Here is a 19,856-nt window from a genome sequence, read left to right as displayed (position 1 = left end):
AAGGACTTACAGATACTCAATAGAAAATCTTACAATCGCTTTTGCCGCCGAATCCTCCAAAAAATTTAAGGGGAAAGCCGCATACTCCCTGGAGAAAGATTTGTAATAGTTTATTTTGAATTTTGATTACCGGTTCGCGTTGGTATGATCTTCCTAAAAGACCGAATTGGGGATCAAGATCTGCTACTCATCGGTGACTAGGTAAATGGCAAGAAGATGGAACTTTAGATAGCTTGCTATCGGCCTTAAAGGAATGCGCAGATGTGACGGGAATGATTAATTGGGAAAAACTAGCCATTGATGGTTTTTTTTTAGGGAGAAAGGGAGGCGATGAGCTAATAGGCTATGGTTACAAGGGTAAAGGCATGACTACCCATCTTCTGGTAGACGGCAATGGCAGTCCATTAAGCATTGAAGTAACCAGTGCTAAAGGAGATGAAAGGAAACAGGTGGAAAAGCTGATTGATCCGCATCAAGGTAAGCTGCAAAGACTCTATGAATTCCATCCAATCATACCTATTTTAAAAGCTGATAAAGGCTACGACTCTGAGGAACTTAGAGATAAGTTGCTAATAAGAAAGATATACCCATTTATACCTAGGCGCAGAATGGGGGCTATCAAGAAAGCTGAGGTAGTTGTCTGCCAGCTTAAGAAATGGAGATGGCAAGTTGAAAGAGCAATATCTTGGCAACAACGGAAGTTTAGAAAAATCTTGGAAAGGATTGTTAAATTTTAGTCCTATAATGTTCTGGATAGGTCGATTATCGGGATAGGCTCAGAAAAACAATTTTATATAATTTTCATGTAAGTTAAACTGCTTATATCTTAAACTACTTTATTGATTTTAAATAGGATTATTTTTAAATTGTAATTTATAAGATTTGATAAATAAAGGATTACCATGCGAACAAATTTTTTATCTAATACCTGCCGATTCATCGTTAATAAGAGCGACTACTTGCCTTTTGTTAGCACTGTAACTAATTTAGTCTATATCTTTCAAAAAGCTGTTATTTTACCTATCAAGCAAAAAGAGAGTATGCCTAAAAGCTCTTACTATAGCCATCTTAGCCTAAAAAGCTTTAGTCGCTGTATAATCTTGTTGCTCCCTGTATTAGGAAATATAATAGTTGGGATTTATGATTTTGCTCATAGAAAAAATTACAATAAAAACGCTGGGATAGAACCAATCAAGCATGATGATGGCACATCTGCCCCTGCCAATCTACCGCTTGATAACGATATAAAAATAGATCCTACCACTGAGGAGCAAAACGGTTCGGATCTTGAGTATACTAACGAGGCACCGATGAACTCTAACAACATGTTTGAGGAAGTATATTATCGAGTGTTTTATGCAAAGGTTCGGAAAGATGGTTTGATCCTTAAGTATGCTGCCCCCAAGCTTTGCAATAATAAAGAACTTGTTCTTGCCGCTGTACAACAAAATGGGCTGGCATTTAAGTATGCTAGCCAAGAACTTCAAAACGATAGAGAGGTGGTGCTTACCGCTGTACAGCAAAATGGTCTGGCGCTTAAGTATGCTAGCCAAGAACTTCAAAACGATAGAGAGGTGGTACTTACCGCTGTTCAACAAGATGCTTCAGCCGTTCAGTATGCTAGCCAAGAGCTTCAAAATGATCCAATAATTATTGCCCTAGCTACAAGCGAATAAACTTACAAAAAGCTAAAGTCATCGCTTAAGTGCGAAATCTCTTCCTAAAAAATCCTCTTTAATAACCAGGAGAGGAAAAAATTTATTGTAAACAATGCCGGGAGTTTAGCCATTTGAACCAGATCGAAAGCAAAGACATCCCTAAGCTAAAAGTTTATTGGCTATTAGCATACAAAGCCTTTATAAAATAAAAAGATTTTGCCTCTCCCTTTTATATCCCGTGACCGCTTACTATTTATAGATATCTACTTAAGAGCAACTAGAGGGGAATTTTTTCTTTCTTACTAAGAGATAGCTTCGTGTAAGCTTTTTGTTCGCTTGAGACAAGCCAAGGGAATTACTAAAGGGATAAATACTTATACGCTTTAAAAAACTTAATCTACATATTCAACCATCCGCGAGATGTCTTTCTGCTTAGCGAAAGGGATTTTATATAGTAGGGGGATAGATAAGGAGTAGTTCAAAAGCGTATTATTATAAAAAGAGAAAAACAAATTTTCTTTTATTAAATTTTTTAATAAAATTAACATTTTTATTTAAAAAACCTCTCTCTTTTAAGAAATTTGAATTATTATTCTTTTTCTCACCATCTTTTCTATAAAGTTGAGGCAGAGACAGAGTGGTTGGAAAATTCGAGGGAGAGAAGTTTAGATATTCCGCGTTCTTGCATCGAGACACCAAAGAGCACATCGGCAATCGACATTGTAATTTTATTATGGGTAATGATGATAAATTGGCATTTTTCTAAGAAATGTTTTACTACATTGACAAATCTTTCCACATTTGTATCATCTAAGGGAGCATCAATTTCATCTAAAATGCAAAAAGGCGCAGGCTTAACTTCAAAGATAGCAAATAATAAAGCTAGGGCTGTTAGGCATTTCTCACCTCCAGACAACAAGTTAATCGAACGCATCTGCTTACCGGGGGGCTGCGCAATAATTTCTATACCCGCTTCGAGAATATCTTCTGTTTCTGTAAATTGAAGATCAGCTTCCCCTCCATTAAATAAAATTTTAAAGTTTTTCTTAAAGTTATGGCAAATCAACTCAAAAGTTTCCTTAAAAATCTTTCTACTTTCTCCTTCCAAGTGAGCAATGATTTGTATAAGCTCTTGTTTAGATCCGTTCAAATCATCAATCTGTTGATTCAAAAATTCATAACGAGCTTTATGTTGATCAAATTCATGAATAGATGTCATGTTGATATCACCTGCAGACTCAATCGTTTGGCGTAAAGCACGAATTTTCTTCTCTCCTTGCTCCATACTTTTTTCTAAAGGAAGATTTAAAGCTTTAACTTCATGAATGGTTATTTGATAACGCTGCTGCAGCTCATTCTCTAGTGATTGGCGGGAAGATTCTATATGAGCTAACTGGATGGCCGTTTGATGGAGCTCATTTTCTAGCTGTTTTAGCTCATGGTAATGCCGAGATAATTGCTCATCCATTCCAGCAAGAGTTAATTTTTTTTCTGCAGCTATTTGCTCTTTTTCTGCAAGCAAGTTTACCAATTCTTTCAAATTTCCTTCCGTTTTCTCTAACATGGAATCAAATTCTTGTACACTTTGCTTGAGCTGAATTTTTACTTGCTGTCCATTTTCAATCTCTTCTAACAAATGCTCTTCATGTTGCTGACTCTCCACATCCTTGACCTCTAATACATTTAAGGCATGTACAAGCTTGCGATTTTCTTCGGCTATCTCCTGGAGAATAGCTTCTTTTTCTTGCATCTCATGACGGGCGCTTTTTAGAAGATGTAATCTTTTCTCCACTTCATCCTGAAGGGAGGTCGCTAATTTTTGCTCAATTTCTAAGATTGCTTTGGCATCATGATATTTTAACTGAAGTTCGCTAAGAAGGCTTAAGATTTGCTCGCTAACTAGCTCAAGAGCTTTATTTTCAGCTTCAAGCTGCTTAACTTCATTTAACGCTTTTTCTAGATCTGCTTGCGTTCGTTGTAAAGCAAAGTTTACTTCTACCAGCTTCATTTCCTCTCGGCGAATACCTTTATCCAGCTCATTTCTTTCTAATTGAAGTTGGGTTTGCCTTTCTTTTAATTTTTTCAATCTCGCCTGAAGATCATCTATTTGCAGCTCTTTTTCCTCTACGCTTTTATGTAAAACTTTAAGTTCAGCTTCACGTAGAAAAACATTATTTTCCCCTTGAGAAAGCGAGAAAAAGACACGATGCCTATCGATATAAGAACCGTCTATTATCCAAATGCTAGCTCCAGGGAAATTTTCAGAAAGCTCTTCAGCCTGCTCGAATGTTTCAACTATAAAACAGTCCTTCAAAAGTTGCTTTAAGCCTACCGGAGACGCAACAAGATGGGCTAACTCTTTAGCTTTAGAAGAGGGAGGGGATAGCTCGAGGGGCGATGCGGTCAGGCGATCAAGGCAGATTAAAGAAAAGTCTTTTAGCTTATTTGCGGCTGCATATTCCATTACCTCTTTAAGATGCTGAGGTGTATGGACCACTAAAGTCTGCGCATAAGGCTTCATGATCTGGGCTAAAGCCTTTTCAGCTCCCTCTTGGGGAGTTAGATATTCATATAAGCCATAAATCTTATTGTATAAAGGGCTTTTAACATTGGATGATTCTTGCAAAAGGCGTTTACTGCTAGCCGTAAAGCCTTCTTTATCCTCGCGCAATCTTAAAAGAACATTCTGGCGTGCTTTATCTTCAGCTAGCTCACTTTGAAAGTTTATGTAATTAGATTGGAGGCCATTGATTTCAGAGCTCAATAACTGGATCTGCTGCTCTTGCTCATTCAAAATTTCTCTTTGGCTATCTACAATTTCAACCACTTCTTCCACAATTTTCTTCTTCTCGATAACTTGAAATTGCAACTCTTTAATTAACTCGTTTAAGCGTTCTTGACGGTTTAGTAAATATTCTCGGCGTTCTTGATGATTCTCTAATCGTACATTGTTTTGCTTAAGATTACTTTCTATCTCACTTTCGGCTTGTACAAATTTTATCAGCTTATGCTGAGCCTGCTGATATTGCTCGCGCACGGCAGATAACTCGTTTTCCATACTTTTAACTTTATCGCGTTGCTCTTGCGAAGCTGTTAACATCTGTTGCAAGCACTCTTCCCTCTCTTGCTGCTGCTTCTGTATGTTAACTTTTTCAGCTAGCCGCATCTGCCGTTTTTCTAACATATTTTCCAGTTCGTGCTGCCAGCGCTTCTCTTTTGTAACCGTTTCTTTTAAACGCTCTTGATAGGAAAGCTTTTCACGTCTCTTGATCTCTTTTTCACTCTGAGTTTGATAAAGCTTTTCTTGCTGCTTACGTAGATCCAATTCGCTCTCTTCTTGAATAGCTTTGGCTGCTTGTAATTCTTTTTTCATCTCTTCTATCGTCATTAGCATTTCTGCATGCAATAACCTCTGCTTTTCTTCTTTTTTAAATATCTCTTGGCATCTATGTTGTAAGTTTTCATATTTAATAACAAAAATGCCTTTTTCCAAGATTTCTAATTGTTGCTTATGCTCTTTAAAAAGGCGCGCTTTTTCAGCTTGCTGCTCTAAAACAATGATTTGCTTTTCAACTTCTAAATGAATATCCTTAACTCGCATCAGGTTCTGATCTGATTGCTCTAACTTGCGCAAAGCTTCGCGTTTACGTTGCAAAAAACGAAGAATTCCTGAAGCTTCTTCAAAAATGTAGCGCCTTTCTAAAGGAGTATAGTTAATAACCTGATCAATTTTCCCTTGCTCAAAGATAGAATAAGCATCTTTACCCATACCTGAATCAAGCAAAAGACTATGTATGTCTTTAAGGCGTACTTGATGGCCATTGATAAAGTACTCAGATTCCCCGCTGCGATGAAGGCGTCGCATAACAGCTACTTCGGTATATTCAATGGGTAAAGTTTTATCAGTGTTATCCAATACTATAGCCACTTCGGCAAAATTAAGAGCTTTACGTGTAGAGGTACCAGCAAAAATAACATCATTCATCTTATGGCCACGCATCGACTTAGCAGATTGCTCACCCAATACCCATCGAAAAGCGTCGGCAATGTTAGATTTTCCACAACCATTGGGGCCTACAATAGCTGTAATCCCTTCGTTAAATTCAAGAGTAGTGCTTTCTGCAAATGACTTAAATCCGAAAAGTTTTATCTTTTTTAATTGCATACTCCAACCTTTACTTTAACTAATAATTGCCTTCTAGGATATAGAATGAGAGATTCTGTTTCAATATAGAATAGGCCTAGCAGCAAGCTATCTTAGAAAGCGGTTTGTTCTTTTAAATAGAATAAAGGAAAGCTTTCTCCTAGAGAAAATGGGTTAAGCTCTATCGAACAGAAGAGGGTCTCTATAAAAAAACAAGCAAAGAGCATAAAAAACTTTATTTCTTCTTTAAAAGAGTTTAAAAAGAAAATTCTTGGGATAGCTTGAAAAAAGATGGGGTTTTCTGCTAAAGCTAAATTTTCTTAAAAAATCAAAAGATAAAGCAAATTTCCGCTGTTTTTATTCTTAAAGCTAAAAATCAAATAACTGGGAAAAAATAACAGCGCAGGAAAATGAGAGTCGGTTGAGTAAAAGTTCCGCTCATTCGAGAATATAGATGATTATGAAAGCTCAGAGTATAAACGCTATGTTTGAAAACACGATCAGTTTTTGGCTTCTTTTCAATCTTGCCATTATAATATTTATTTGGCTGGATTTTAAATTCTTTCACGCTAAAGAAAAAACACCCTCCATAAAGACAGCCCTCGTCGCTACAAGTTTTTGGATTGGCCTTGCCTTAGCATTCAATTTAGGGATCTACTGGACAAGAGGGCTTGAAGATGCCTTAAGCTTTTTAACAGGCTATCTTATTGAATATTCTTTGAGTATAGACAATCTATTTGTTTTTCTTATCATCTTTTCTTACTTTAAAGTTCCCGAGCGCTACACTCATAAAGCTCTTTTATGGGGCATTTGGGGAGCTATCGTTATGAGGGCCTTCTTTATCCTTTGCGGGATAGCTCTAATCCAGACTTTTTCATGGGTAATCTATTTATTTGGCGCATTCCTTATTTTTACAGGTGTTAAGCTAGGGAAAACTTCTACTGCTGGCAACTCTCCTGAAAACAATCTAATTATTAAAATTTTTAAGCGCTATTTTCCTTTGACAGAAGGCTATGAAGGCGATAATTTCTTTGTAAGAAAAGAAAAAAAACTTTTCGCTACCCCTCTTTTTCTTGTACTTTTAGCTATCGAGACAACGGATGTTGTCTTCGCTATAGATTCCATCCCGGCCATTATGGGTATTACTCAGGATGCAATGATTATTTACTCTTCTAACATTTTTGCTGTTTTAGGACTGCGCTCCCTTTATTTTGCGCTAGCCAACATGCTACGCCTTTTTCATTATCTTCATTATGGCTTAGCTATTATTTTGATATTTATTGGATTAAAAATGCTGCTTTCAGGTTTTTTACATTTTCCTATTGGGGTGACCTTAAGTGTAATTTTCATTATTCTTAGTGCTTCTATTGGATTGTCTTTTTTAAAAAATCAACATAAGGGTGAGTAGCCCTACTAAAAATCCCATTAGCGCTCCATAAAATAATAGAGTATAAAGCTCTGAGCGGATTAAAGGTAAAAGCAATTTTTCCACTTTTATTTTAGAAGACAGGCATACTAAGGCTTTTTCTTTTAAAGCAGGCATTCTTTTTAAAATATTCTCTTTGACTAAAGCTTGAATTTTTCCTGATACTGCCTTAGTAAAAAGCATAGCACCCATAGGAATCTGATTTTTTAAATCTTCTATAATCTCCTGTAAATTGTCTTCCAAAAGCTCCTGCGCATTAGGCAATAAATCCATTTGATTGAAAGTTTTATCTAATTGAGTAACCCAGTCATGCTGGCTCCTCTTTAGCCTTCTTCTTAGCAAAAAGCAAGTCATAAGCACGCTCACTATCCCTATTACAGCTCCACCAACAGGAAAAAAGTAAATTAGATTTAGCATGGTCCATCCTTAAAAAAGCAGTAAATACTAATTAATAATTGAATTTTATTTAATTTGATGATAGGCTGTTAGTTATCGCTCATTTAAAGAGGTTATTTATGTTTTCTCCCGACATTTTAGAAGAAAAACTAAATATAAATGAAAGGAAAATGCGAGAGCTGGCTATTCGTTTAGAAAAGCTAGATGAAGATACGCATGCCTTTTTAGAAGAACTAGAAATTTCTCCAGAGCAATTGACCACCTTTATTTCTCAAAAAGAAAATTTCACGGATAGCAATTGGCAGGAGCTTCAACAACAAAAAAAACAGATGGACGACAAATTAGAAACAGAGCTTAACAATATCCGCAATCCGCTACAATCTAAGCAAATCTTTTCCTCTTTAAATGTAGCTCGCCATTGGCTATATGTCCGATAGCAAGCTCTCATTTTCTATTGCTGTAAGTTAAAAGCTTTAGGACTCCTTCTATTCCCCCCATCTCCCCATTTTTCAGCCTACTCAAAGGGCTATAGAAGCTTTTATTACATTCGGTAAATTTCTTTTTATAAAAAATTTAATAGCTTAAAGCCCTTTAAGAAAAACTTTAAAAGTAAGAAATTAAACCTTAGAATCCTAGGTAATAAAGCTAGGATTAATAAGATTTGGCAAATATAGCATCTAAGGTAGCAGGTTTACCCGTCAAAATGCATTTACCTTGCGTCCCGCTTTGATGCATGGGCAGGCAGCGGATAGAAACTTTCAATTCATCAAGCATTTTTTCTGTTCCCTCTTCTCCACACCATTTGGCAAGAACAAATCCACCATGAATTTCGGGTTTATCCATGTTGGAGGGAGTAAAAAAGCTTTTCATCTCCTGAAAAGTATGGATATCGCGGCGAATATTTCCATCTCGGAATTCTTTAGCTTGCTGATAAAGGGTCGATTGAATCTCGTCTAATAACCTTAAACTTTCAGTAGGAATCTGATCTATTTGCATGGAAAGTTTTTCTTTATGAGGTTTATCTCTTCTATAAACAATTGCCGATTGTTTTTCTATATCGCGTGGTCCTACCTCAATGCGCAAAGGCACTCCTTTTTTAATCCACTCCCAACTTTTTTCTCCGCCCCGTTTGTCGCGTTTATCAATCCACACGCTGAGAGGTCTGCCCGCATATTGAACTTCTTGCAAGCTGTGCGCGATCTTTTCCGCATAGGCCCAAACTTCATCTTCCATCTCGGGCTTCGGGACGACCGGAATGATTACAATTTGCTTTGCTGCTACCCGCGGAGGCATTCTTAAGCCATCATCATCGCCATGGCACATAATCATACCACCAATCAGACGAGTAGTAATTCCCCATGAAGTTGTAAACCCATACTCTACCTGCCCTGCTTTGTTGCTAAAGCGTATATTAGAAGCTTTAGCAAAATTTTGTCCTAAATAATGCGAAGTTCCCCCTTGTAATGCTTTACGATCCTGCATCATCATTTCAAGCGTGTAGGTGCTTACCGCTCCAGGAAACCGCTCACCGGGAGATTTTTCCCCTATGATAACCGGAAGAGCTAGAACATCTTCTACAAATTCTCTATACATTTCTAGCATTCGCAGGGTTTCATCTAAGGCCTCTTGGGCAGTAGAATGTACAGTATGTCCTTCTTGCCATAAAAATTCGGTAGTGCGCAAAAATATGCGAGGGCGCATTTCCCAACGTACCACGTTCGCCCATTGGTTAATTAGCAAAGGTAGATCCCTATAAGATTCTACCCAACGTGAAAAAGACTCTCCGATAATTGTCTCGGAAGTAGGACGAACAATAAGCGGTTCTTCTAATTCTCCCGTAGGAACTAAACGGCCATTTTTTTCTTCTAAACGATGATGGGTAATAACGGCACATTCTTTAGCAAATCCTTCTACATGCTCAGCTTCTTTTTCCAAATAGCTTAAGGGGATAAAGAGAGGAAAATAAGCATTTTCATGCCCGCTTTTTTTAATGCGTTCGTCAAGTTGGCGTTGGATATTCTCCCAAATTGCATAGCCCCAAGGCTTGATCACCATGCACCCCCTGACAGGAGAGTTCTCGGCCATATCAGCTGCTTTAACTACCTGCTGAAACCATTCGGCATAATCTTGTTCGCGCGTAGGAGTAATAGCGCTTTGGACTTTAGCTTGAGACATTTGATACTTCCATTTTATTAATGAAAGCAATTAATCTAGCCGGTTTTATGTTATCCTACAAGGAAAAGTCTACTTAGCATAAAGAATGGAATTTACTTAGCCTCCACACTGCTAGAAGTCTCCTAATAACCTTTCCTCTACTCAATCAGACAAACCTAGGTTTAGCCAGGTAGACCTCTCTGTTTCAAGCATTGCATTTCCCAGCCTTCTATAGAAGGTAAGAGATAAACCTTACTAGATTTTTTAAATTTTAGAGAGCAAAAATTAAAAGAGCTTTGGCATTATTCTCCAAAACTCTTCTGAATTTCATGGCCACTCGATGATCTACAAATGAGGCTCGACGACTATAAAACTGCGCGACAGATTTGACGATTCCTGGCTTTTAGATAGGTTGGTCTTTTCCAACTCTTGTTTCTGATCGATTATCTGATCAATAAGTTGGTAATGGGCGTACTGTTTTTCTAGCTCTTCTTTCAGCCTTTTAACCTCGCTTTTCAAATTTTGAATCTCTAGTTCTCGGCTATCCTTTACATTAATTACGCCTTTAACAGACCCACCTTCTAAATTGCTTTCCGTTTTCATCTGGACTCTATACTTATCAAAACAGTGAGGAAGAATAGATAGAGTAGAGAGCAAGCGCTCATTCAAATTAAGATAGTCTTTTAAGAGGCGATCACAATCTGCGGATTCCTCTTCTTTTTCTTGCCGCCTAGCGAGAGAACGCATATGGTTAAGGAGAGAAAGCACTTGTTGTACTTGCGCCTCATTTTCACCTCTATCTTTTAAAAAGAGAACAATAGTTTGTAAATCTTTTTCAACATTTTTTCGGCCCTCTTCTAAAATCTTTAGATAACTCTTAATCATTTTGTTTCTATCTTCTATTTCTGCTTCTTTTAGCCGCAGTTGCGCATGTAGAACATTTATTTCACTCGTATGCTTTTCTACACTGCTCTCCGCCTTAAGAAGATTTTCATTAGCATTTTTAAGGTATTCATCAATTTTATTAGGGTTATGAATCCTTTCCGGAAGCTGAGAATTAAGAGAATGAGAGTTGTTAGGGTGGCTAAGACGCTCAATATAAAAAGAGCCTACCGCGCTGCTCAAACATACTAATCCACAAGCCAATGCAGCTACCAGCATAGGCAAGGTTGAAAAACCAATGGCAGCTACGCCACAAGCTACTGTAGCCACTCCCCCGATAACAGCTCCACTCTTAAGTAGATAGTAAGGCAAAGGGAGCATTTTGCGCCCATTTAAATTGCCTTTTTGGTTTTCTGCAAACCGCGGGTTTTCTAACATATTTACTATTTTAGAGTTTAATACACTCGTCATAGATGCCTCCTATATTACAAGCCCAATAAATTCATCTATATATTCAAAAATATATTTTACACAAGCAAAAAGCAAATTACGCTTTAATGATTAATTCTTTGGTATTTACTAAATAGATAGGCTAAATGGCTAGCGGTTAACAAACTATTAAATATTCTCAGAAAGTTTTATTTAAAGATTTATAAACAGTTCTCTTAAAAGCTAGATTAAATAGGGTGAAATAAAAGAAAAGAGCTAAAGAGGCCCGCTTTCAAATTTACTGTTTAGCCTTTATGGACCTGTTATACGCTTTTAAAAAACTTAGTCTACATACCCACCCCTCTAAAAGATGTCTCTCTGCTTAACGAAAGGGATTTTATGAAGTATAGGAGTACATAAGGAGTAGCTCAAAAGCGTATTATTAAGAAAATTAATAATCGATGCCAAGCACTCTGCCTTTGCGTTTGAATCTAGCTAAAGAAGTTTAAGTGTTAGAGAAAAAAAACATCCAAAAGCTTAAGCATTTCTTGAAAATCGCCTTAAATAGAAAAATAAAATTTATCTACTGTGGTGGACTAAGCTTAAGAAAAAATTGGGGGGATGAGGGGAATTTAGGGCTTTCATAAACTCCTCCACATGCGAGGCAATTTTTAAGATCGAAACAAAGAAAAAAAGCTTTAAGACTTTTTAAGTTTTGCGGGGAAAGATAAAAAAGTTAAGCTGGAAATTCTTTCTATACATTAATTATTCTGAGAAGTTCATGTTGTGATAAACAGCATCTACGTCATCAAGCGCTTCTAACCATTCTATTAATGCCAAGTTAGCTTTGGCACACTCTTCATTACATTCTATGAAAGACTTAGGGATCATTTCTAAGCTAACTTCCTCGCATGCAATATTCGCTTGATTTAAAGCTTCTTTAACACTATATAAGGCAGTAGGATCGGTGGTGATGAGATACATTTCATCTTCCCTATCAAAATCTTCTGCTCCTGCTTCTGTGGCTTTTAAAAACAGCTCTTCTTCTGAGGCCTGCCCTTTACTAATCTGAAGAATGCCTTTGCGATCAAAATTGAAAGATACGGCACCAGGCGTAGCGATCGTTCCCCCTCTTTTATTAGTAGCAATGCGCATTTCAGAGGCTACACGATTTTTATTATCAGTCATCACTTCAACAATAATTCCTACTCCTCCATGGCCATACAGTTCATACATCATCTCTGTATAATCTGCTTGATCGGCATTAGAAGCTTTTTTAATATTCCGTTCTACAATTTCATTAGGAACATTTGCCGCGCGTGCTTTTTCTAAAGCTAACCTTAAGCGAGGATTGCTTTTTGCCTCCGGGCCTCCTCCCACCTTTACAGCACTAATAATCTCTTTAGCAATACGAGAAAATATTTTGCCTTTTTTAGCGTCTGCTTTTCCTTTTCTATGTTTAATATTTGCCCATTTACTATGGCCAGCCATGATAGAATTCCTTTAATTTATAGAGCTTTTTCTAAATCTGCAATCTTAGTCAAGATGCGCAAAAAGATGCATACGTTGTTTTTTAATCCATTGGTGGGCTATGCCAAAATGCTCGTAACTTTCTTCTTTTGCTTTGAATTCTTTGCTATGAATGCGGTGTAGACCTTTTTCATCCATGTAGGAAGGACAAATGTGATGCAAAATTTCGTGAAAAATAATGTAGCTAATTACATACTTCGGAATATTCGTATTATCCAACAACCGATTGATTTTTATTAGCTTAAGAGGATGATGATAAAGGCCAAAAGTCACGCACCTTTTATTAAGTTGAGTATGTTTACCAAACCAGGTAATAAATAATCTTACTTTCCCCTCAAAATATTGATCATTAAGTTCATCGTAAAGATGTTGGAGATTATAAACCTTTCCTTGGCAGGAAAGTTTGGATCTATCTAAGGTATGCGAATAATCAAGCTTTTTAAGGTTATTTTCCATAAAGATTTTGATCTCAGGAGAAATCATCCTATGCTCTTGGCGAATATAACAAGCCAAAGATTTCATAACCTCTTGAGGAGCTTCTAAAAACATGCGATGTAAAGAAACTCTCGTGCAATCAGATTCCCAGCGTACACTTAACATAGTGGAACGGTTGTCATTAATTTTCAGCTTTAATTTAATACCTGATAAATTTTCGACTTCTTGTTGAAAAATAGCTAGTGTCATAACATAATAATTTTTTTTAATAAAAGGTAAGTGTTCTTGAACCCTTATAAAAAACGTTCCATGAAAACTCGTCCGACATAGAAGCCGTCTTTTTCTTTAATCCAATGAGTTTGCCTTCCAAATTCGCGAAAACCCATCCGAGTATAAAGATGAATGGCAGGATTTTCTGCATAGACTTGGAGATGTAATACTTCAATCTTAAAGGTTTCTTTAGCCATATGGCTAAGATTACTGATTAGCAAAGTTCCTACCCCCTGTCCTCGCATTTCAGGTGCCACAATAATGCCAAATTCACACTGATGAGCAAGCTTTCGATAGGGCTGTAAATATAAGGTGGTAATTCCACAAGGCACGCCCTCTTTGGTAGCTGTTAAGCTGCATTTATACCGGCTAAACCCTATCCACCGTGCCACTGCATCATCTATTTCAACTTCATCAAACATAGGAAACCAACGGGCCACGCTGGGATCTAAAAGCCATTGCTTCAAATACTTTCCATCACTTAAATCTGAATACCGCAACTCTACTCCTTCTGGAGAGTTTTTTTTCTCTGTCATTCCAACTCCTTCAAATAAGCATTTACAAAATCATCAAGTTCACCATTCATCACCGCTTGGATATCCCCTGATTCATGTTTAGTTCGAGTATCTTTAACTAAAGTATAGGGTTGGAAAACATAATTACGGATTTGACTACCCCAAGCAATTTCTTTTTTTTCGCCTGAAAGTGCTTTGAGGGCGTTCTCTCTTTCTGTTACTTCTTTCTCGTATAATTTTGAGCGCAGCATCTTGTAACAGGATTCTCTGTTTTGCACTTGACTTCGTTGAGTTTGGCTAGAGACCACAATCCCGGTCGGTAAATGTGTCATTCGTACAGCTGAATCTGTTTTGTTAACATGTTGTCCGCCAGCTCCAGAGGCACGATAAGTATCCACTCGGATCTCCTCTGGCTTAATATCGATCACAATATCATCAGTAATTTCTGGGGTTACGTCTACGGAAGCAAAACTTGTATGCCTTTTGGCATTTGCGTCAAAAGGAGAGATACGCACTAAACGATGGACACCCTTCTCAGCTTTAGCATACCCATAAGCAAATTCTCCATCAAATTTAAAGGTAATGCTTTTTATACCAGCCACATCGCCTTCTACCTTATCAATTAGCTCTACTTTCCATCCACGTTTAACTGCCCAACGTTGATACATGCGGGATAACATTAAAGCCCAATCACAAGCTTCTGTTCCTCCTGCCCCCGAGTTAATACTTAAGTAACAATTTTTATTATCTAGCTCACCCGCAAGCATTTTGCGAATTTCTAAATCATTTAATTTTTTCTCTACTCCATCCAGTTCTTTGACTAATTCATTAACTAATTCTTCCTCACCACTTGCATAAGCTTCTGGCAAAAGTTCTTTTAGATCGCAGAAAAGCCGCTTGCAATTTTGATAAGGAACAATCCAAGCCTTTAAAGTGTTTGCTTCCTCGATTACTAGTTGAGCTTTATCATGACTCTCCCAAAAAGAGGGCTTTTCCATAAAAGCTTCCAATTCTTTAATGCGTGCTTCTTTGGAAGCTAAGTCAAAGATACCTCAACATATGCAAAAGTTTATCTTCAATAGTTTTTAAACGTTGCTGAGTTTCAGAATTCATAGGTTTCCTTATAAGTTAAGAGCTGTCAAATAATATATCGCATAGAGCCATAAAAAGTCAAAATAGATATAATTGCTTTTTAATAGGATACCTACGCTCTTCCTAACTCATTTTTCGTTTGATTTAGCTTAATCTATTTCAACTTCTTAAGATAATAGATAAGGCAGAAAAAATTAAATAAAAGAAAAAGGCTTACCACCCTGTCTATATGTTATTAATTTTTTTAATTCACCCCTTAAAACATTAAGAGAAAATTTAACTTTATCGTCTATGAGTGGATAGTGGCTGATCCTTCTCTATCGAGAAAATTTATTTTTGCTTTAATTATTAAAAAAATTCAAAGAATAACCTCTCCTTTCATTTAAATAATGTTATATCTTAAGCTCTTTATAAGCTTTTTTCCTTGTAGAAAAAAAAGCAATATTTTAAATCAATAGATATTGAAAGGTGAGTAGCAGTCATGCATGTTTTCCTTTACGAAGAAGAAAATGATTGGTATTCCAACTTACTAGCTATAAACAGCTATAATGTTGCTGAAACCAAGTATCCTTATCTTTATTGGACTGAAAATCATCTCCATGCCATGTGGTGGGAGCAAAAGTACTTTAAAAACTTAAAAACCAGCGATCAGCTACCCATTACAGTCATTTCCCCAGGGATATGGAACAATGAAGCAGGCCCTGTTTTCCTAAAAGCTCATCTTAAAATTGGCGATCAGGAGCTAAAAGGGGACATTAAGATTCACTTAGAGGAGGAGTCTTGGGCAAGCCTACGACATGCTTCGGATAAGCGTTACAAAGATGTTATTTTGCATGTCTGTTTATGGCCTTCCCTTTCTGCTGTGCCTCCACAAATAAAGAATGCAAAAGGAGAGAAGGTTTATCAAACCTACCTAGCTCCTTATCTGACAATTTCGCAAACCAGAATCCTTCAACTTATCGATATTGAACAATACCCTCATAGAAAATTTTTGGGAAATAATCCCTCTTGCTTTTCGCCTTCTAGCTCTTTTGCAGAGGAAAAAATATTTAATCTTTTGCCCTCATCTGTAAGTTGGAGGCTTGCCCAAAAAGCTCAATATCTTAAAGGACATATGGAAGATGCCCGCCTTCTTCTACCCACAGGGATTGCCATGGCCTTAGGAGAAAAACAAAATGCGGAAGCTTTCTTTGAATTATTTGTAAGACTTTTAAAATACAAGGATAAAACTGAGAATGAGCTTCTAAGTATAGCTTTAGGAATGAGCGGGTTTTTTGCTGAGAAATATAAGTTAAAATGGAAAGATTCTCTCTTTTATCGAGAGCTTCTCCAGCTTTATGCGCAATTTTCCCCCCTTATCCCTCACTCGATTCGTCTTTTACTCTGCCAAATAAAACCTTGGAATCATCCCATCAGGCGGATAGCTTATCTAGTCAAATTAATTCAAGATCCTTTAATGCCCTACTTGTTTACCGAAATATATGCATGCTGGCACCAAGGCTGGCCTGAAGCCTATTTAAAAAAAGATTGGGATCTTTTACTCAATAGGATTAAAGATCGATTGCCCTCTTACTCGGACGAATATTGGAGGCATCATTATACTTTTGAGAGTCAAAAGCAAGCCTTACCGCTACCTTTATTAAGAAAAAGGTGGAAAGATAGCGTGATTCTTAATACTGTCTTACCCTTATTATCTAACGAAATAATTCAAAAAAATAACCTATCTGAAATTAAAGCTCTTCATAACTTTTATTCTTTTCTTAACCCTATGAAAGATAAGGGCGCGTAAATCTTTCTCGCTCGTTCTTTTAACCCCATTATTCCTAGATAATTTTGTAAAATAAATTTAAAGGGACGAATTAAAATATTACTACAACACCATCTTTAAGCAATATAATAAAGTCTGATTAAAATAAATTTCCTTTTAATATAGAGAATGATAAAATGCGATACTTATAAAGTTAAAGAACTTTTGACAAGCTCAAACTGGATCGAAAGCAAAGAAATTAAAAATTTTCTATCTTTTGTTAGCTTGCCTCTTTGTTGCAAGAAAATGAGGCAAATCGTATAGTAAGGATATTTTCTTTCTGAAAAAATGCAAGCTCGGTTGGTTTGAAATATTTTTTATTAACATTCAAAAGAAATCCTGGAGGATTTTTATGGTCGAAACTACTAATGTACAAAGCACCGCTTCTTTAAGTGTAAGATCACTAGGAGATACTGTAAAGTCAGGCGTAACATGGTTAGGGCGTCAATTTAACCATGGCGCTAGGGCAATTAAAACACTTGTAGCCAGGATATGGTTTGCAACTGTTGATTTTTTTAAAAATTTTCCTGCTTATCTTCGTTCTGGTTACGGTATTGGAGCTATCCTAGGAACAGCTGGCCTCTCTGGATTAGGAGCAAGCTTGACTCTTAAATCTAAAAAGCAGCAAGTTGCTCGTGCTGTTGCCACAGTAGCAGCAGGTGCGTTATTATTTGTTGCAGGTGCAGTGATGTTTGCTTTTGGCCGCAATCCTGTTACCTTTTCTCGTCATACCTTCTAGTCAAGGTGCATGTTTAACACTTAGACGCATTCATGTGTCTAAGTGTTTTTCTAAAATAATTCTATCTTCTTTATCAAAGAAATAGGTAAATAGAGGACGAGGAACCCTTATTTGCTCTCTAATAAACGCTAGTTCTCCTTCCCTATTCTGAGCAATTACACGCTCTCCATCAGCAACCTCAATCTCTAGATTGCCTTCTAAAGTAACATTTTCAGCAATAAATTCTGAACATCCTTTCAAGGTAATCTTTAAAGATTCATCTCTAACCATTTGCTTTTTCCAATAAGAAGAAGAAAGCTTTTTATTAATCCCTCGATTAACCACACATACATTCTTCAGCACACAACGTCCTACCTTTTCACTATACGTAATGATCCCTTGAGCATTTTTATGGCCTACTACATTTTCTGCATAAATCAATAGGCTGCCTTTTATATTCACTTTTTGCAGAATAAGTTCAGAAATTTCTAAAACCATCTCGGAATTTAAACTTAAACTTCCTCCCTGAATTTTCTGCGCAATTACCGAATATAGAGGACCTAAAGCTGGATGAAAGGAAGTGATACAAGCCGGCCCCTCTTGAATGTATTGATCCTCATGAGGCACTTCAGGAAGCTGCATTTTGCAATGATGAGTAAACAATTCATAATGGTTTTTTAGTTGATCCCAGTAGCAACCCTCGGGAGTTTCCAAAAAAGATTGCCCTTCTGCAAATGCTTTTTTTGTCACTGAAATTGTTTTCCTTCTCTGGTTATAGGTAACAAATGTGCCAAGGTCTTTAGCTTCCAAATGCTCTTGCCTTTGAGGAAAATGAGTAGTTATTACATCAGCAATATTCTGCATAAGCGATTCTAGCCGCCCTGCATCCACCTGTTGCCTTCTTCCTTCTAAAGAAAGGCAAGCGACCTTATGCTTCATGTTAATTAACATGCCAGGAATTGGGTAGCTATTCACTAAATTTTTAATCGCCATTAAATCAATAAATAATATATTAGTATTTGCAGGAAGTGCAGAGTAAAAGCCTCCTTGCTGTTCAGCTATTTCTGGAATATTTCTTTTTACAAAATCTGGATATTCAATATTAGAAATGCAATACTCATATCCTTGATTGCTCTTTTTCTCTATCAACACATTCATACCTTCGGCTGTATTTAACAGACGAGGACAAGAGGCAAATCCTAAACTTTGGTTATTTAGAATTCCACACCCACTAAAAGCAAGCAGCCCATAATCAGTCGAAGCGGCAGGGTTATTGATCTGCCGCACCAAGGCTTTAGTGTAACCTTTCTTTAACAAACGATCGATCACACCTGCTTCTACGGCCAGTTTCCAAATAACTCCATGCCCGCCGGGCTTAAAGATAACTCGCATGGATTCTGCCACTGCCCACTCTCCTTGCTTAGTCAGGACAGGCACTAAAGGCTGCTTAAAGAAGTCGAACGTATCTTGCGGCCGCCCAAACCAACTCGACCGCTTACAAATATCGAGAATATGCCTATGATTATTTTTCTCATCAGAAGTCATCATAGCCACAGGAACGATTAAATATTTTCCGGTTAATTTATAATACAAATATTCGCGCGCTTGCAAATCGCGAATTAATCCTTCTAATAACGTTCTTCCCTCAAAAAGCAATTCTGCTGAAGGCAAATCTTCACCGGTTTTTTCATCCTGCAATTGTAAGCGATCTCCCGCTCCCCCTACTGGATATATTTCTGCCATCAAAGGCATCTTTTCCACAGCTTCTCGGATTGCTTTCCTTACGAAAGGGGTTTCACGGGATATATCATAGCCTGGCGGCTTACTATAACGTTCTAAGGGTGATAAAAAGTTATCTTCCTCCTTCCCTAATTCTTTTTCTTCAATAAGTTGTAACATAACGCAATGATAGCCAACCAAGCCACCTATCATCGCATAAAAGTCTTCAGCGGGTGCTAAGCTTTCAATTAATTGATTAAGAGCTAGGTGAGGATTCGAATGTTGATGCATCCCTTGAAAAATTATAGAACCTTGGCCTAAAGCTAATAAAGACTTAATAATGACTTGTGCTTGAGCATTACAGCAAAAAAGAAAATCTTTTAAGTAGGAGTTTTGCTGTAGAAAAGCTTGTACTTCGGGATTTCGATTCAATATATCAAGCCGCTCGTCAATCTTCTTAGCGTTTTTCAATTGAGCCGTAAGAGATTTTAACCTTTTAAGGCTATGTTTGATAGAATGTATAGCAGAAGTAGATGTCGACATGATATTTTTCTTTTACTTGGTTAAGATGGAAGCATTTATAGCAAAGAATTTGATTTTATCCCTAATCCAATAATCGATCTTAATGCTTTTTTCTTATGATTTCTTTTGACTTATAAATGAAAACAGCGCTACAAAGAA

15 protein-coding genes are annotated in these 19,856 nt (G+C 37.0%); 6 read left to right on the top strand and 9 right to left on the bottom strand.

Annotated elements, in window-relative coordinates:
- The first annotated feature begins 233 nt into the window (after positions 1–233).
- Positions 234–737, top strand: a complete 504-nt coding sequence (locus NEOC95_RS02185) for a transposase (RefSeq protein WP_213151208.1) — start codon at positions 234–236, stop codon at positions 735–737.
- 165 nt (positions 738–902) lie between these two features.
- Positions 903–1,676 carry a DUF4116 domain-containing protein gene (locus tag NEOC95_RS02180; protein WP_166158199.1) on the top strand — a complete coding sequence of 258 codons (774 nt, stop codon included), beginning with the start codon at positions 903–905 and terminating at the stop codon, positions 1,674–1,676.
- Positions 1,677–2,271: 595 nt separating this feature from the next.
- Here NEOC95_RS02180 and smc read toward each other — a convergent pair.
- Positions 2,272–5,823: a chromosome segregation protein SMC gene (smc, locus tag NEOC95_RS02175; protein WP_213151206.1), complete on the bottom strand. Its 3,552-nt coding sequence runs from the start codon at positions 5,821–5,823 to the stop codon at positions 2,272–2,274.
- A gap of 463 nt (positions 5,824–6,286) precedes the next feature.
- Here smc and NEOC95_RS02170 point away from each other — a divergent pair, with 463 nt between their 5' ends.
- A complete protein-coding gene (locus NEOC95_RS02170; protein WP_213151204.1) occupies positions 6,287–7,210 on the top strand; it encodes a TerC family protein in 924 nt (307 codons plus the stop codon).
- Here NEOC95_RS02170 and NEOC95_RS02165 read toward each other — a convergent pair.
- Entirely contained in the window at positions 7,184–7,645 is a 462-nt protein-coding gene (locus tag NEOC95_RS02165) for a hypothetical protein (RefSeq protein WP_213151202.1), read from the bottom strand. The genes NEOC95_RS02170 and NEOC95_RS02165 overlap by 27 nt on opposite strands.
- Positions 7,646–7,743: 98 nt before the next feature.
- Here NEOC95_RS02165 and NEOC95_RS02160 point away from each other — a divergent pair, with 98 nt between their 5' ends.
- Positions 7,744–8,061, top strand: coding sequence for a hypothetical protein (locus NEOC95_RS02160; protein WP_166158211.1), 318 nt, complete (start codon positions 7,744–7,746; stop codon positions 8,059–8,061).
- Positions 8,062–8,275: 214 nt separating this feature from the next.
- On the opposite strand, the gene proS is transcribed toward NEOC95_RS02160, so the two are convergent.
- From proS to prfB, 6 genes are all read right to left on the bottom strand, one after another.
- The gene (proS, locus tag NEOC95_RS02155; RefSeq protein ID WP_213151200.1) at positions 8,276–9,799 is read right to left on the bottom strand and encodes a proline--tRNA ligase; all 1,524 of its coding nucleotides are present in this window, start codon (positions 9,797–9,799) and stop codon (positions 8,276–8,278) included.
- 324 nt (positions 9,800–10,123) lie between these two features.
- Positions 10,124–11,131: a hypothetical protein gene (locus NEOC95_RS02150; RefSeq protein ID WP_166158217.1), complete on the bottom strand. Its 1,008-nt coding sequence runs from the start codon at positions 11,129–11,131 to the stop codon at positions 10,124–10,126.
- 723 nt (positions 11,132–11,854) lie between these two features.
- Positions 11,855–12,580: a YebC/PmpR family DNA-binding transcriptional regulator gene (locus NEOC95_RS02145; protein WP_166158220.1), complete on the bottom strand. Its 726-nt coding sequence runs from the start codon at positions 12,578–12,580 to the stop codon at positions 11,855–11,857.
- Between the two features lie 45 nt (positions 12,581–12,625).
- Entirely contained in the window at positions 12,626–13,303 is a 678-nt protein-coding gene (locus tag NEOC95_RS02140; protein WP_166158223.1) for a hypothetical protein, read from the bottom strand.
- A 44-nt stretch (positions 13,304–13,347) separates the two neighbouring features.
- Positions 13,348–13,860 carry a GNAT family N-acetyltransferase gene (locus tag NEOC95_RS02135; protein ID WP_166158226.1) on the bottom strand — a complete coding sequence of 171 codons (513 nt, stop codon included), beginning with the start codon at positions 13,858–13,860 and terminating at the stop codon, positions 13,348–13,350.
- A protein-coding gene (prfB, locus tag NEOC95_RS02130; protein WP_207391847.1) for a peptide chain release factor 2 occupies positions 13,857–14,952 on the bottom strand; the annotation gives its coding sequence in 2 pieces (ribosomal slippage) (positions 13,857–14,882 and positions 14,884–14,952; 1,095 coding nt in all). The genes NEOC95_RS02135 and prfB overlap by 4 nt, the downstream gene beginning before the upstream one ends.
- A gap of 460 nt (positions 14,953–15,412) precedes the next feature.
- On the opposite strand from prfB, the gene NEOC95_RS02125 reads away from it, so the two are divergent.
- Both NEOC95_RS02125 and NEOC95_RS02120 read left to right on the top strand, forming a co-directional pair.
- On the top strand, positions 15,413–16,720 hold the full coding sequence (locus NEOC95_RS02125; RefSeq protein WP_213151198.1) for a DUF2851 family protein: 1,308 nt from the start codon (positions 15,413–15,415) through the stop codon (positions 16,718–16,720).
- A gap of 370 nt (positions 16,721–17,090) precedes the next feature.
- Positions 17,091–17,477 carry a hypothetical protein gene (locus tag NEOC95_RS02120; protein ID WP_166157099.1) on the top strand — a complete coding sequence of 129 codons (387 nt, stop codon included), beginning with the start codon at positions 17,091–17,093 and terminating at the stop codon, positions 17,475–17,477.
- Between the two features lie 30 nt (positions 17,478–17,507).
- Here NEOC95_RS02120 and NEOC95_RS02115 read toward each other — a convergent pair whose 3' ends face one another.
- Positions 17,508–19,718: a UTP--glucose-1-phosphate uridylyltransferase gene (locus NEOC95_RS02115; RefSeq protein WP_166157096.1), complete on the bottom strand. Its 2,211-nt coding sequence runs from the start codon at positions 19,716–19,718 to the stop codon at positions 17,508–17,510.
- Between the last annotated feature and the right edge of the window lie 138 nt (positions 19,719–19,856).

It is taken from the genome of Neochlamydia sp. AcF95, assembly GCF_018342455.1.
In the GTDB taxonomy this organism is placed as follows: domain Bacteria; phylum Chlamydiota; class Chlamydiia; order Chlamydiales; family Parachlamydiaceae; genus Neochlamydia.
The sequence above is the reverse complement of the archived record's forward strand: the minus strand, read 5'-3'. Positions and strand labels throughout refer to the sequence as shown.

Bases quoted from the DNA above. Each gene is read 5' to 3' on its own strand.
- NEOC95_RS02165 (WP_213151202.1), bottom strand. From the start codon at position 7,645: ATGCTAAATCTAATTTACTTTTTTCCTGTTGGTGGAGCTGTAATAGGG.
- NEOC95_RS02160 (WP_166158211.1), top strand. From the start codon at position 7,744: ATGTTTTCTCCCGACATTTTAGAAGAAAAACTAAATATAAATGAAAGG.
- NEOC95_RS02170 (WP_213151204.1), top strand. From the start codon at position 6,287: ATGTTTGAAAACACGATCAGTTTTTGGCTTCTTTTCAATCTTGCCATT.
- NEOC95_RS02180 (WP_166158199.1), top strand. From the start codon at position 903: ATGCGAACAAATTTTTTATCTAATACCTGCCGATTCATCGTTAATAAG.
- NEOC95_RS02150 (WP_166158217.1), bottom strand. From the start codon at position 11,131: ATGACGAGTGTATTAAACTCTAAAATAGTAAATATGTTAGAAAACCCG.
- NEOC95_RS02140 (WP_166158223.1), bottom strand. From the start codon at position 13,303: ATGACACTAGCTATTTTTCAACAAGAAGTCGAAAATTTATCAGGTATT.
- NEOC95_RS02115 (WP_166157096.1), bottom strand. From the start codon at position 19,718: ATGTCGACATCTACTTCTGCTATACATTCTATCAAACATAGCCTTAAA.
- NEOC95_RS02145 (WP_166158220.1), bottom strand. From the start codon at position 12,580: ATGGCTGGCCATAGTAAATGGGCAAATATTAAACATAGAAAAGGAAAA.
- smc (WP_213151206.1), bottom strand. From the start codon at position 5,823: ATGCAATTAAAAAAGATAAAACTTTTCGGATTTAAGTCATTTGCAGAA.
- NEOC95_RS02125 (WP_213151198.1), top strand. From the start codon at position 15,413: ATGCATGTTTTCCTTTACGAAGAAGAAAATGATTGGTATTCCAACTTA.
- proS (WP_213151200.1), bottom strand. From the start codon at position 9,799: ATGTCTCAAGCTAAAGTCCAAAGCGCTATTACTCCTACGCGCGAACAA.
- NEOC95_RS02135 (WP_166158226.1), bottom strand. From the start codon at position 13,860: ATGACAGAGAAAAAAAACTCTCCAGAAGGAGTAGAGTTGCGGTATTCA.
- NEOC95_RS02120 (WP_166157099.1), top strand. From the start codon at position 17,091: ATGGTCGAAACTACTAATGTACAAAGCACCGCTTCTTTAAGTGTAAGA.